This window comes from Robertkochia aurantiaca, from assembly GCF_020166495.1.
In the GTDB taxonomy this organism is placed as follows: Bacteria; Bacteroidota; Bacteroidia; order Flavobacteriales; family Flavobacteriaceae; genus Robertkochia; species Robertkochia aurantiaca.
This window is the reverse complement of sequence record NZ_JAINZS010000006.1, coordinates 427,722-442,838: the sequence shown is the minus strand read 5'-3', so window position 1 is coordinate 442,838 and position 15,117 is coordinate 427,722. Positions and strand designations below refer to the sequence as shown.

Below are 15,117 nucleotides of genomic sequence, written 5' to 3'. Positions count from 1 at the left end.
TGAAGAATGAAGAAATTAATTGTTAAACCGCTTTTTCTCGCCATCCTGGCGATAGGCGTAGTCGGGTGTACCGACTTGGAAATCGAACAGACAGACTCTGTCTTCGGTGAGCAGTCTGGTGAATTCACCGGAGTGGAAGCCGCAGGAGCTCTGGAAAACGTTTACAACGACCTACGCGGGCAGTTGGAGAACCAGGCCGATCTTTACGCACTTGCAGAAGTGAGTACCGATGAGTTCCTGGTACCTACCCGTGGTACTGACTGGGGTGATAATGGTGTATGGAGAACCCTGCACTCACACACATGGGATGCGAATCACGCCTATGTTCGTGCCGTATGGAATAACCTGAACCGTGTGATATTTAATACCACAGCTATTCTGGATCAAAGAAGTAGCCCTAATCAGCAACAAGCTGCAGAGGCTAAATTTCTAAGAGCATATGCCATGTACTGGATCGCTGACCTGTATGGACAACAGCCATTCAGAAATGTAGATGATGCTATCGATGAACCGCCCATGGTTATGACACGAGCAGAATCGATCGATTTTGTTCTGACTGATCTCAATGAGGCTATTCCTGATCTGCCTTCAGCCCCTGCAGGTGGTGCTTCAACAGCCACTGCTGAAGCTGCCAAATTCCTAAAGGCGAAAGTATTGCTGAACAAGCATATTTATACAGGATCAGGCTCTCCTGACAATGCCGATATGCAAATGGTAGTTGACCTGGTTGATGAGATCAATGCCGCTGGTTTTGACCTTCAGGAAGGATATTTTGAACTTTTTGCTCCTGATGCAGATTCTGAAACTATCTTCTTTACTACTTCCAGTGTAGGTAATCAGATCTGGAACGGCTTACACTATGTTCAGAACAGTCCTGATAATGAAGGTGGTGGATGGAACGGATTCTCTACTCTTGCAGAATTTTATGATCTGTTCGAGGGTGATCCGCAAATCAACATCCCCGGATCCGGACAGGAAGAAAGACGTGGGTATGTTCCTGCACCAGGAACTGCTATTCCGCCTTCAACCACCGAAAACTTTGGAATTGGTTACGGATTCCTCATCGGGCAACAATATGACGGAGATGGGTCTGCACTTAGAGACCGTCCCGGTAACCCGCTCGTATTCTCTAAAGAATTACCCGGACTTTTGGGTAACGACGAGAAAACAGGGATCAGGGTGATCAAATACCACCCTGTAAACGGAGCTTTCGCCGGACATAAGATCATATTCCGCTATTCAGATGCACATCTGATGAAAGCAGAAGCCATGATGCGTATGGGAGGTGATGCTACCGCGCTTGTTAATGAACTACGTGCTATCAGGGGGGCTGCTCCTCTTGGAAGCGTAGGTGAGCAGGAATTGCTCGACGAAAGAGGTCGTGAACTTTATGCTGAGTTCTGGAGAAGGAATGATATGATTCGCTTTGGCCAGTTTACCAGCGAATGGTCTTATAAGGAAGTTTCCGGAGATGAATCAAAAACACTGTATCCTATTCCGATTCAGGCGTTGTCTACCAACCCGAATCTGGTACAGAACCCCGGATATTAATCTGATTTAATTTTAAGTGATAATAAAAACCACGCTTCGGCGTGGTTTTTTATTTTTCTTCGTGAAGTAATCAGGTACGGTCATACCATTATATTGGTATTTTCAGTCTTCTTTGAAACTCAGAATAAAGCCCTGATTATGTATATTATCGATGGAAATTCTTTCTTCCTTCTCCAGGTATTTACGCAGACGGGTTATAAATACATTCAGGCTCTTACGGTTAAAATAATCATTCTTTCCCCAGATCGTATTCAGAATATCACGATGACTGCAAACCTGGTTCCGGCGGTTCCATAAATACTTCAGCACCTCGTTCTCCCGTTGCGTTAAACGCAATTCCTGTCCTTCAGCTCTTAAGATCTGGTTCTCGGCATCATAATCGAAGATGCCCATCTGTGATAACTGGTCGTCCTCTGCATTCCTGGTCTTCGATTTTACCAGTTTCAAAAGCGTTTGAATACGAACCACTAATTCTTCCTCATCAACAGGTTTCTTCAAGTAGTCAACGGCACCCAGGGAAAAGCCCTTTAAAACGTCGATCTTTAAAGAACGGGCGGTAAGAAAAATAAAAGGAAGTTCTATTTGCTCCTGACGGATCCTTTCCGCAAGGGTAAAACCATCCATACCCGGCATCATCACATCGAGTATCCCTAAATCAAATTCCTTTTGACGTATAATTTCCAGCGCCTGATTCCCATCTGTGACCCAGGTCACCTCAAAATGCTTCATCTTCAGGTATTCAGAGAGCAGGTATCCAAGAGCCTGGTCATCTTCAACCAGAATAATGTGGTTCTTTTGCATATCGCTTTATTAAGGGCAATTCTATGATGAACTCAGAACCCATACCGGGTTTACTGATAACTATTACTTTTCCTCCCAGACCTCTGACGATCGTCTGTACATAATTTAAACCAAGACCGTGACCTTTTACATCGTGCAGGTCACCGGACGAAACACGATAGAATTTTTCAAATATCCGACTCTGCTCCTTCTCAGGGATGCCGATTCCGTTATCTCTGACAAAGATACGCACCATGCCGTTCTCTCTGTTTGCACCTAATTCCACCCTTCGCGGGGGAGACGAATATTTTCTTGCATTATCCAATAGGGTGCCGATCACATTCTCTAAATGCCCCTCTGCCCCTTTCACATATAGTTTCTCCTCAGGCAGATCAGCCGAAAAATCAAAATCTTCGATTTCAGAGACTCCCGCATACTCATCCGATATACGACTTAGTAAGCTAGTCAGCTCAACGGGATCTTTTTTAAGTATACCCTGACTCTCTACGGTAGCCAGATCCAGAACACGGTTGATCTGGTTATTCAGCTTATCCACCTGGCCTCTGATAACCTGTACGATCTGCCGCGTCTGATCATTTCCCTTTTCCTCTAAAAGTCGTGTGGCAACACCTATTGAAAATACGGGAGTTTTCAATTCATGGGTGAGATTGTTAATGAACTCGTTGGTAATAGTGATCACATTACGCTGCAAATAAAAAGCCCTGAATACCCATATTGTCACCCCTAGTATCCCAATAAGAAACACAATTCCCGGAATTATCAGTCCGTTCAGCTGTGAAACAAAATAGCGGTTCAAATCCTTAAACTTCAGCTCCAGCACCAATCGCTCTCCGGCACGTTCCGGGAGGTATCCCTCCAGTCGCACGGGATAGGACAAAAATTGTTCTCCCCCTTCTTCAAAAGATTCCGGGGAAGAAAGATAGGTCAGTGAATCACGGGACCTCAGTACATATACGTAATCAGCGTTGATACCGTTAGTCACCAGGGAACTTTTGAGATAGTCATCCAGGAAATACCGGGATGCATCCTGCACACTGTCAAGGCTAAGTCGAAAATATCCTTCCTCACCCGTAATAGCCTTACCTACCAAAAAAGTAAGTTCGTTTTCAAACTCCAGGCCTTCCTTAATCTCAGTAACCACCATTCCCATTTTCTCCCCGAACTGGACCCTGGCCAGATTCAGACCTACTCTCAAATACTGGTATTGAACAAAGACCAGTCCGCACACGGAAACAATAAAAATCAGGATGTAGATCTTTCGTGCATTCATACAGCTACAAGTTCAGGATTCCTTCCGGTTTGAAATCAAGTTTAAACTTTCATTAATCCTATTAACTTTTCATTAATCCTTTTTGACCAACCGTTAATACAGCGCCTTGAACTATTTGCCTATATTAGCACAAGTCAAATAGCAAAGCGTTTTTCATATAATTAAATAATTAAAGCTAACTCAAAGTTAGCTTTTTTTAATCGAGATAATTAACACTCAGAAACCGATCAGAACAGTTAAAAAAATACATGGCCTCACCCTGCTGGTGTTGTTCACGCTCCTTTCGCTATCATGCAACAGGAAACAAACCCTATTTGAAAAAATCGACGCGTCGTACAGTAACCTGGACTTCACCAATACCATCACCTCCACCCCTGAACTGAACATTCTTAATTATCTCTATTTCTACAACGGTGCGGGGGTCGCTGCCGCTGACTTCGATCTCGATGGAAAAACAGACCTCTATTTCACCGCGAACACCTCTGCAGACAAATTATTCTTAAACCGCGGGGATTTCAGATTTGAAGATATAACCACGGAAGCCGGTATCGACAACGGCTCAGGCTGGACCACAGGAGTAACGGTTGCCGATGTGAATCATGACGGTCTTCCGGATATTTACGTTTGTAAGGTTTCAGGGTACCGCAACCTCTCCGGCCATAATCTGTTATATGTAAATCAGGGTAACAACAGCAAGGGATTCCCGGTTTTTAAAGAAATGTCGGCTAAATACGGGCTCGATTTCTCCGGGTTTTCTACCCAGGCAAGTTTCTTCGACCAGGACCTGGACGGAGACCTCGACATGTACCTACTGAATCACTCTGTGCATCCCAACCAGAACTATGGTCGCGGCAGCCAAAGATATATGGCCGACGCTCTTTCAGGAGATCGGTTCTACAGGAATGTAGACGGCGTCTACATCGATGACTCTGAGAATGCCGGTATCTACAGGGGAAAGATCGGTTATGGTCTGGGGGTGAGCGTCGGTGACCTGAACAACGACGGCTATCCTGATCTGTATATCGGAAATGACTTTTTCGAAAATGACTACCTCTACCTGAACGACCGCCGTGGCGGCTTTGTAGATGGCAACGCCGACGGGCGTGCGCTGGGTCACACCACGCATTATTCCATGGGGAACACCATAAGCGATATGAACAATGACGGCCTCGCAGATATTATTTCCCTGGATATGTTGCCGGACGACATAGAGAACTACAAAACTTCGGGAGTTGAATTTCATTATCAGATCTATCAGAACTATCTGAAGAATGGATATTTACCTCAATACATGCAAAACACCCTGCATCTCAATCAGGGAAACCAGAGATTTTCCGAAGCTGCCTACGCTGCCGGGATTGCAGCCAGTGATTGGTCATGGTCACCACTTGCTGCTGATTTTGACCTTGATGGCCATCAGGACCTGTATATCACCAATGGTATCCCCGGGGCTACCAATGATATGGACTTTGTGAGCTTCATAGCCAACGAGAACATTCAGCGCGCACTGGCAGAAGAAACCATGGGAGAAAAGGAAATGCGATTTATCGATAAGATCCCTGAAAAGAGACTTAAAAATAAGTTCTTCCGCAATACCGGAAATGGAGAATTCGAAGATCTGAGTGCGCAAATTGGTCACGATGCCTCGTATAGTCAGGGAGCCGTTTATGCCGATCTTGACAGCGACGGAGACCTCGATATTATCACCAACAACATCAACCAACAGGCATTCCTTTTAAAGAACAACAGCCGCGAACTACAACCTGAAAACGGATTTATCAGGATCAAAATACAGGGAGACAGTCTGAACACACATGGAATCGGGACCCGGGTGACCCTGTATAATGAGGAGGGGATACAAACAAAAGAAAACTTCCCCACAAACGGTTACCTTTCCCATCAGGTTTCTGACCTGACTTTCGGTTTAGGCAAAGCGTCAACAGCCGACTCTGTGACCGTGAAATGGCCTGATGGGCGCACACAGACATGGAAAAAGATTAAGGCCGGCAGCACGCTGAAGGCAGACATCAAAAATGCTGACCGAAATTATTCTCCCGCTTCTGTTCCGGATGAAACCTTTTTAAAAGCAGTGAAAGCCGCCATCGCCTATAAGCACGAAGACCAGCAAACCCTTATGTTTAACCGAGACCCGCTGATTCCTTTCGCGAATACCAACATGGGACCCTCCATCGGGGTATCAGACCTGAATAATGACGGTTTGGATGATGTCTATATCGGTGGTGCGAAAAGGCAGGCTGACCAATTGTATTATCAGCAGCCCGATGGAAGCTTTGAAGCTCAAAATTCTTCTTATTTCATAGAGAACGCCATGGCAGAAACCACCGGCCATATAATCTTTGATGCCAACAACGACGGCTGGAAAGACCTGGTCGTGGTATACGGAGGTAACGAATTTACAGGAGGCAAGAACCTGAATCCACGCCTATACCTGAACAGAAATGGACAACTCGAGGAACAAGAAAATTCATTTCCTGAACTTTCCCTGAATGCGAGTGATGTGGAAGCCACTGATCTGAATAACGATGGAAATATCGACCTCGTTTTCACTGCAGATACCGAACCCGGGACCTTTGGCACCCCGACCGGGCAATATGTCTGGATGAACGATGGTGAGGGTAGATTCACAACTCATAATGACTACAGTTCCTCACTTTCCAGAATCGGCCAGATAAATGATATTGTTTTCAAAGATCTGAACAACGATAAACTGCCGGATGCCATAATTTGCGGCAACTGGTCTCCGGTAAGCATAATGATAAATAAAGGCGACGGCTTCGATTCTCTCAGGGCAGGCCTTGACGAAACCCACGGATGGTGGAACACCATTGTAGCTGAAGACTTCGACAACGACGGCGATATTGACCTCGTTGCCGGAAACTGGGGGCGCAACACCCGGTTAAATGCGAGCCCTTCTGAACCTGTCACCCTGTATCGCTTTGATTTTAACAACAACGGACGTACGGAACCGCTCATCACCCACTGGCTCGACGGGATCGAAACGCCCTTCACCAGTAAAGATGAATTGATGAAGAATCTGCCCTATCTCAACAAGGAGTTTCTCAGTTACCGCGAATATGCCCGTGCCAGCCTGAATGAACTGATAGGCAGTGAAAAGCTATCGCAGGCAGAGGTACAAAAGGTCTATACCCTTGAAAGTACTTATTTTGAGAACAAAGGTGATAATAGCTTTGAAATTCATCCACTCCCGTACCCTGCCCAATTGTCTGCTGTTATGACTATCATCACAGATGATTTCAATGAAGACGGGTTTACAGATATGTTCCTGGCCGGGAATCTATTTGAAATAAGCACCCAACTCGGAAGGCTGGATGCCAATAAGGGCGTATTATTGCTGAACGATGGAAATGGATTCTTCAGCCCGACAAACAGCGGATTCGCAATCGACGGTCCTGTCAGGGACCTGGATAAAATAAGAATCGCCGGAAAAGAATATTTTATAACTGGCCGAAACAATGACAGCCTCCTGATTTTTACCAAAAATGCAAATAAAACCCATGATGTTTCTAAGAAATAACCATACGTACCTGATTGCAGCGGTTTGCACGCTACTTTTCTCCTGTGACAGTGAAAAGTCTGAAACAGCTGAACATATGGAGCAACCCAGCCTATTCACCCTGATGTCTCCTGAAGAAACCGGGCTCAGATTTCTCAATGAAGTGGAAAACCAACCCGATTTTAACATATTCAAGTACCGAAACTTCTATAACGGTGGCGGGGTGGCTATCGGTGACATCAATAACGATGGCCTTCCCGATGTTTATTTGACCGCCAATATGGGAAAGAACAAGCTTTTTCTCAACAAGGGCGACATGAAATTCGAAGACATTTCAGCCAGCGCAGGGATCGAGGGAAACAAGCCGTGGTCTACCGGGGTTAATATGGTTGATATTAACCAGGACGGACTGCTGGACATCTATGTTAGCAATGCCGGTAATATGGAAGGTAATAATCACGATAACGACCTGTATATAAATAACGGTGACCTTACTTTTACAGAAAGAGCTGAAGAATATAATCTGGCAAAAACCGGTTTTTCAACCCATGCCACCTTTTTTGATTACGATAAAGACGGAGATCTTGATGCATACATACTCAATAACAGTAATATTCCTGTAAGCAGTCTTGGGTATGCCGAGCAACGTGAGGTGCGGGCTCAGGACTGGGAAGGAGTACCGGAAATCTTCAGAGGTGTGGGCGATATGCTGCTGAGAAACGATAACGGGAAGTTTACAGATGTAAGTGAAGAGGCCGGAATTTACGGAAGCCTGATAGGATTCGGACTCGGCGTGGTGATCAGCGACATCAATAAAGATCTTTACCCTGACATCTACGTCTCCAATGATTTCTATGAAAGGGACTACCTCTACATCAATAACCAGGATGGCACCTTTACCGAAGACATCAAGAACTGGACATCTCACCTTTGCCTGTCGGCCATGGGTATCGATATGGCCGATATCAACAATGATGGAAACCAGGACATCTTCATCACTGACATGCTCCCGGAAGGAGATCAGCGTACCAAATCGGTGATGACCTTCGAAGGATACAATGTATTTAAACTTAAACAGAGTAAGGACTTCTACCAGCAGTATATTCAGAACACCCTTCAGCTGAACAACGGAAATCAAAGCTTCTCAGAAGTGGCTTATTTCAGTGGCGTTGCAAAAACAGACTGGAGCTGGGCCGGCCTCATGTTCGATATGGACAATGACGGTTACCGTGATATCTATGTAACAAACGGGGTCAACCATGACCTTACCGATCTTGATTTTGTGGATTTCTTTGCCAATGAGATCATTCAAAAAATGGCACTCACCGGAAAGAAAGAAGCCATAGATTCTATCATTAATAAAATGCCTATCGTCCCGGTTCCCAACTATGCTTTCAGAAATAACGGAGACATCACTTTTGACAATGCTTCCGCTGACTGGGGAATGGATAAACCAAGCCTTTCGAACGGCTGTGCATACGGTGACCTGGATAACGATGGTGACCTGGACCTGGTGGTGAACAATGTCAACATGGAATCATTCCTGTACCGCAACAACGCCAACGAACTTACAGAGAACAATTACATAAAGATAAAACTCAACGGTAACGAAACCAACAGATTTGCTGTAGGTAGTACCGTATACCTGTATTTTAACGGACAGCACTATATACAGGAACACAATCCTTCAAGAGGTTTTCAGTCTTCAATGGATTACACCATGACAATAGGTCTGGGCGACGCCCGGAAAATAGATTCCATTCGTGTGATCTGGCCTGATACCCGTACTTCTGTTGTTTCCTCGGTTGCCGGCAATCAGCTTCTCGAATTCAACCAGGCTGATGCTGATGCTGTTTATACTCCCGGTAAAAAGACAGCTGAAAAACCTCTGATGAGAGAGCTGGATAATTCGACTACGGTAAAACATGCCGAGAACTCACATGTTGATTTTGATTACGAAGGATTGCTGTATCAAATGATCTCCCAGGAAGGCCCTTCATTGGCTGTTGGTGATATAGACGGCGATGGAAATGAAGATGTTTTTATAGGGGGAGCCCGGGATCAGGCTTCCGTTCTTTACAGGAATAAGGGTAATGGGGACCTGGCTGTTCTCAAAACACCTGATTTGGAAAAGGACGCCATTTTTGAAGATACCGCAGCAGCATTTTTCGATGCAGATAACGACGGGGACCTGGATCTCATGGTAGGGTCGGGAGGTAACGAAATGGGCCTGGAAGAATACAACAAAACCAGGCTTTACCTCAATAACGGGAAAGGTAAATTCACAGCTGCACTAACAGATGTGATTTCAAGCACTATGAACATCGCCGTGATAAGTCCGCATGACTTCGACAACGACGGTGACACCGATGTCTTTATCGGTGCCCGAAATGTAACCGCAACCTACGGAAAAGACCCTCAACATTTTTTACTGAGAAATGACGGTAAGGGTAATTTTGAAGATGTCACCGATCTGCTGGCTTTTGACCTGCAGGATTTGGGCATGGTCACCGATGCCGTGTGGTCTGATGTTACCGGCAACGGACACAAAGACCTCGTAACGGTTTCTGAATGGGGAACCCCCGTGATACTTAAAAACACAGGAAGCCGCCTGTTGCGCGAGGAATCAGGTCTTGATGAACAATATGGCTGGTGGAACACCGTGGCCGCCTATGACCTTGACAACGATGGAGATCAGGACCTTGTTTTAGGAAATAAAGGCAAAAACCTACCCTACAAGCCTTCACCCGAAAATCCGGTGAAGATGTGGGTAAATGATTTCGATGATAATGGCAGCACCGAGCAGATCGTTACCCGCCATTTAAAAGGAAAGGATTACCCCGTTCATATGAAAAAGGAATTGACCGCCCAGCTGGTATCACTTAAAAAGCAAAATCTGAAAGCATCAGAATATGCCGGTAAGTCGATAGACGAACTCTTTCCTCCGGCGGTTTTCAGAAAAAGCAAGGAGAAAAAAGTGACCATTTCTGCTTCGGTAGTGGCTATCAACGAGGGTAACGGATCTTTTACCATAAAGGAGCTTCCCTCAAGGGTGCAATTCTCATGTGTTTGTGATATCAGTTGTACTGATATAAATAATGACGGAAATCCTGATCTTATTATGGGGGGGAATAATTTCGAATTCAAACCCCAGTTCTCAAGACTTGATGCCAATTATGGCAACGTACTGCTGGGTGACGGAAAGATGAATTTCGAATGGCAGGATTACCAAAAAGCAGGAATGTTTATTCGTGATGAAATCAAACACCTGGAAGTTTTTCAGGATAAAGACGGAAAACGATATGTCATAGCAGCAATCAACGATCAGAAACCACGTATATACAGCCTTGAACCATAAAGCGATCTACATATCGATTGTATTTTCAATGATCCTGCTTGCCTGCAAGAAGGAAGATACACTGTTCGTGTATCTGGAACCGGAAAAAAGCGGTATTGAGTTTGCCAACATCCTTGATACGGATGATACGGTTAACATACTCGATTATCTCTATTACTATAACGGGGGTGGCGTATCGATCGGAGATGTGAACAACGATGGCCTTCCTGATATCTACCTCAGCGGCAACCGGGTTCCCAATAAATTATACCTGAATAAGGGAGGCCTGCGGTTTGAAGATATTACCGAAACGGCAGGAGTCTCCGGCACCGGAAACTGGAACACAGGTACGGTCATGGCAGATGTGAACGGCGACGGATACCTCGACATCTTTGTCTCTGCCGTATCCGGAATCCATGATTTTCAGGGGCACCACGAGCTTTTCATCAACCAGGGCGATCTGACATTCAAAGAAATGTCTGAAGCTTACAATCTCAACCTGGAATCTTACGGCACCCATGCCGCTTTCTTTGATTACGATCTGGACGGAGATCTTGACCTCTACCTTCTGAACCATGCCGTACACACACAAGAGTCTTATGGCGATGTTAGTCTTCGTGACCAACGTAACCCGAAAACAGGTGACCGGCTGATGAGAAACGATGGAGATCATTTTACCGATGTGAGCGAAGCTGCGGGAATATACGGAGGGATCAATGGATTTGGACTCGGAATTGCGGTATCTGACTTCGACAAGAACGGCTACCCAGACCTGTATATCGGAAATGATTTTCATGAAGATGACTATTTTTATCTGAACCAGGGAGACGGCACCTTCAAAGAGTCTGTTAAGGCGCATTTTAAACATATCTCCCGTTTCTCGATGGGAAATGATGTGGCCGACATCAATCATGACGGCTGGCCTGATCTGCTCTCTTTAGATATGTTGCCCGAAAAGGAAATACCACTGAAGGCTTCTGAAGGAGATGACAATGTGCAGATGATGAAGTTGCGTACACAAAAACTGGGCTACCATTATCAGTTCACCCGAAACATGCTGCAACTGAACCGGGGAGGCGAATTCTTTACCGAAGCCGCTCTGCATAGCGGCATAGCAGCTACTGACTGGAGCTGGTCGGCTCTCTTCAGCGATTTTAACCAGGACGGCAACCAGGATCTTTTTATCGCAAACGGAATTCCAAAGCGCCCTAATGATCTGGATTATATCAGGTTCATATCGAGTGGGGAGATCAAGGCAAGTCTCAATCCTGCCAAGGGTATTGATAAAGAAGCTTTAGACCGGATGCCTTCAGGCACCGTTCCCAACTACATCTTTGAGGGAAGCGATTCGCTGTTCTTCTCAGACAGAAGCAATACCTGGTTACCGAAAGAAACCACTAATGCCACCGCAGCCGCCTATGGAGATCTGGATCTTGACGGAGACCTCGACCTGGTCATCAATAACGTGAATGCTCCTGCCACTGTACTGATCAACCAGACAGATCAAAAAGCTACCCGCTTCCTCAAGCTTAAGCTTAAAGCTAATGGTAAAAACAGCTTTGGTACCGGAACAAAGGTGACCGCCTACAGCAACGGCAAAATCTATTTTCGGGAACTGTATCCCGTCAGAGGATTTCAGTCATCATCAGAACCTTTTGTTCATATAGGCTTCCCCGGTAATGTCGCCGAAATAGATTCTGTTCTGATCACATGGCCTGACCGGTCAGAGACCCTGCTGAGAGATGTTCCCACGAATACCACCTTGAAAACGGTACAACAGGATACTTACGAGAGGGGTGTTGAAACCCCACTCAGGAATTCTCTGTTGTTTGAGAAATCGAAAAACAATCTCGGCATCGATTACGTGCACACCGAAGACAATTATGTCGATTTCAATAACCATAAGCTTATTCCGTACCAGGTATCAGACAGGGGGCCGGCATTCGCTTCAGGTGATCTGAACGGTGACGGAAAAACCGACCTGTTCTTCGGAAGCTCCCGCTACTTTCCGTCAAAGATCTATTTGCAGAATGAAGACGGATTTACTGAGCAGAACTTCGATGCAGTGGCCGGAGATTCTATCAGTGAAGATACGGGGGCCCTGATTCTTGATTTCGACAACAACGGCCTGAACGACCTGATAACTACTACCGGCGGAGCACATTTTTTTGGCAAAGCTGCGCCTCTGCTCGACCATTACTATGCAGGGGAGGCCGGAATGCTTGTAAAAAAACAACTGCCCGAAAGCTATCAAAACAACAATGTCATCGCCGCCGCCGATTATGATGGTGACGGTGACCTGGATTTATTTCTCGGAAGTCACACGAACTCTGACGATTTCGGCGTCCTTCCCGAGTCTGTTTTCCTTCTGAATGAGAAAGGTGTTTTCAGAGAAGACGGGAAACAACAGCCGGGATCTGTTGGCATGGTCACCGATGCGGTTTGGCAGGACATCAATGAAGATGGCTGGCCGGATCTGCTGGTTGTGGGCGAATGGATGTCACCCGTGCTATTCATGAATGAAAAGGGCTCCCTCAAGAGAGCCTCCTCAGTGATCCCCGATAAGCTGAACGGGTTGTGGCAGGCTGTTCAGCCTTTCGACATAGACGATGACGGAGACCTGGATTTTATACTCGGAAATTGGGGGTCGAACACTAAGTTCAGGGCCACGGAGCAAGCACCTTTGCGTATGTATCATCACGACTTCGATAAAAACGGAAAAAGAGAAACCATTGTAACCCAGGAACACAATGGTGAATATTACACCTTCGACGGCCTGGATCATCTGGCTTCCCAGATGCCAACGCTCATGCGCAAGAAATTTACCCGTTACAGGGATTTCGCCGGAAAACCCATTCATGAAGTAATCGATCAGTCCCTGCTTGATCAGGCTCAAAAATTAGAAGTACATGAACTTCGCTCAGGCATCTTGTTAAATGAGGAGGGCATTTTTAAGTTCATACCCTTTGGAGAAGATTTACAGTTGGCTCCCATTACCGCCTTTACTCTACAGGACTTCAATAAAGACGGACAGCCTGAAGTGCTTGCCGGTGGAAATTACTTCGGAGTAAGGCCTTATCACGGCCGCTTTGACGGCTTTCCCGGTGCTTTGATAACTGATATCGATAATGTACATTTAACCCACGAGTATGGGTTGAACCTCAGCGGTAAGGCAATCAGGGCTCTCGATGTGATCGAGTTTGCCGGTGATTCATATCTGGTTGTAACCATTAATAACAGCGAGGCAGAAATCTATCGCATAAATAATCCTAAGATCAATGAATAAACCTATTGTAATTCTTGTTACTGTTTTTCTGATACTGCAATCCTGCAGCAGGAATGAAGCGCCGATCGCAATCAGGGCAGACCATTTTCATCAGTCTGTCGATGAAACCGTTGAGGTGATGATACACGATATCTTCTCTCCCCCTGTTGCCAGCCGTATCTTCGCTTATCCGAATATCGCCGCTTATGAGATCATTGCTTTAGACGATGCCAACTACAACAGTCTTGCGGGGCAGGTGAACGGATTAACTCCCATACCCGAACCGGAGGAAGAAGGAGTAAATATGGACCTGGCTGCAATGATCGCTCACATGCAGCTGAGCAAATCCCTGATCTTTTCAGAAGAGAAACTGGCCACCTACCAGGATAGTGTTCTGAACCAATGGCAAAAAGAAAACAGCTCAGAATTCAATAAAACCAAGGAATATGCTGAAAAAGTGGTGGCGCATATCCGCGACTGGATGGACAAAGATAATTATAAGCAAACCCGTACCATGCCCAAGTTTACCGTCAGGAGTGAAGAACCCGGCAGGTGGCAACCCACTCCTCCGGCTTATATGGATGGTATCGAGCCGCACTGGAACAAGATCAGACCTTTTACCCTCGACTCAGCTTCTCAGTTTAAACCGGCTCCTCCGGCTCCTTTTTCCATGGAGGAAGGTTCAGAATTTCACAAGGAACTGATGGAAGTGTACGAGGTGGGAAATAAAATTACCTCAGACGAATCTGAAGAAGTGGCCATCGCTCAGTTCTGGGATTGTAACCCTTATGTTTCGGTTACACGCGGTCACCTGATGTTCGCCACAAAAAAGATCACTCCGGGAGCACACTGGATCGGCATATGCAAGATCGCCTGTAAACAAACCGATAGTGATTTCAGAAAAACGGTCATGGCTTATACCAAAACCTCGATCGCTATCGCAGATGGCTTTATCAGCTGCTGGGATGAAAAATACCGGAGTAACCTGATCCGCCCCGAAACCCTGATCAACAAATACATAGACGACAACTGGAAACCCATTTTACAGACTCCGCCTTTTCCTGAATATACCAGCGGACATTCTGTGGTGTCGGGTGCCGCTTCAGAAGCCCTGACCTCGGTTTTCGGGGAAGATTTTGCCTTTGACGACGACACAGAATTGCCATACGGGCTGCCGGTAAGAAGTTTTAAATCATTCCGCAATGCAGCCGAAGAGGCAGCCATAAGCCGTATGTACGGAGGTATTCATTACCGAATGGCCATTGAGGTAGGACTGGATCAGGGGCGTAACCTGGGAGATTATGTAGTCGAGAATCTTGACATGCAATCTGAAGAAACAATCGCTGAAAAAGAATAAT

At 45.8% G+C, this 15,117-nt stretch carries 7 protein-coding genes; 5 read left to right on the top strand and 2 right to left on the bottom strand.

All coding sequences use genetic code 11. The features are described from left to right. Positions 1 to 6: 6 nt before the first annotated feature. Positions 7 to 1,551: a RagB/SusD family nutrient uptake outer membrane protein gene (locus K7R10_RS13120; protein WP_224485176.1), complete on the top strand. Its 1,545-nt coding sequence runs from the start codon at positions 7 to 9 to the stop codon at positions 1,549 to 1,551. Positions 1,552 to 1,653: 102 nt separating this feature from the next. Here K7R10_RS13120 and K7R10_RS13115 read toward each other — a convergent pair whose 3' ends face one another. Together K7R10_RS13115 and K7R10_RS13110 are read right to left on the bottom strand one after the other, a co-directional pair. Continuing rightward, complete coding sequence (locus tag K7R10_RS13115; protein WP_224485175.1) at positions 1,654 to 2,352, bottom strand: response regulator transcription factor; 699 nt, start codon at positions 2,350 to 2,352, stop codon at positions 1,654 to 1,656. After that, on the bottom strand, positions 2,324 to 3,622 hold the full coding sequence (locus K7R10_RS13110) for a sensor histidine kinase (RefSeq protein ID WP_224485174.1): 1,299 nt from the start codon (positions 3,620 to 3,622) through the stop codon (positions 2,324 to 2,326). The genes K7R10_RS13115 and K7R10_RS13110 overlap by 29 nt, the downstream gene beginning before the upstream one ends. 265 nt (positions 3,623 to 3,887) lie before the next feature. Between K7R10_RS13110 and K7R10_RS13105 the strand changes: the two genes are divergently transcribed. From K7R10_RS13105 to K7R10_RS13090, 4 genes are read left to right on the top strand one after another with little or no spacing between them, the layout of a single operon-like run. Next, positions 3,888 to 7,178, top strand: a complete 3,291-nt coding sequence (locus K7R10_RS13105; RefSeq protein WP_224485173.1) for a VCBS repeat-containing protein — start codon at positions 3,888 to 3,890, stop codon at positions 7,176 to 7,178. Then, positions 7,159 to 10,515 carry a VCBS repeat-containing protein gene (locus K7R10_RS13100; protein ID WP_224485172.1) on the top strand — a complete coding sequence of 1,119 codons (3,357 nt, stop codon included), beginning with the start codon at positions 7,159 to 7,161 and terminating at the stop codon, positions 10,513 to 10,515. The genes K7R10_RS13105 and K7R10_RS13100 overlap by 20 nt, the downstream gene beginning before the upstream one ends. Continuing rightward, positions 10,505 to 13,780, top strand: coding sequence for a VCBS repeat-containing protein (locus tag K7R10_RS13095; protein ID WP_370631315.1), 3,276 nt, complete (start codon positions 10,505 to 10,507; stop codon positions 13,778 to 13,780). The genes K7R10_RS13100 and K7R10_RS13095 overlap by 11 nt, the downstream gene beginning before the upstream one ends. Further along, positions 13,773 to 15,116, top strand: coding sequence for a vanadium-dependent haloperoxidase (locus K7R10_RS13090; protein WP_224485171.1), 1,344 nt, complete (start codon positions 13,773 to 13,775; stop codon positions 15,114 to 15,116). Before K7R10_RS13095 ends, K7R10_RS13090 begins: the two co-directional genes overlap by 8 nt. Position 15,117: the final 1 nt, after the last annotated feature.

What these genes read in the sequence shown, in the direction of transcription:
- K7R10_RS13120 (WP_224485176.1), top strand. Translation starts at nt 7, where the DNA reads ATGAAGAAATTAATTGTTAAACCGCTTTTTCTCGCCATCCTGGCGATA.
- K7R10_RS13115 (WP_224485175.1), bottom strand. Translation starts at nt 2,352, where the DNA reads ATGCAAAAGAACCACATTATTCTGGTTGAAGATGACCAGGCTCTTGGA.
- K7R10_RS13110 (WP_224485174.1), bottom strand. Translation starts at nt 3,622, where the DNA reads ATGAATGCACGAAAGATCTACATCCTGATTTTTATTGTTTCCGTGTGC.
- K7R10_RS13100 (WP_224485172.1), top strand. Translation starts at nt 7,159, where the DNA reads ATGATGTTTCTAAGAAATAACCATACGTACCTGATTGCAGCGGTTTGC.
- K7R10_RS13090 (WP_224485171.1), top strand. Translation starts at nt 13,773, where the DNA reads ATGAATAAACCTATTGTAATTCTTGTTACTGTTTTTCTGATACTGCAA.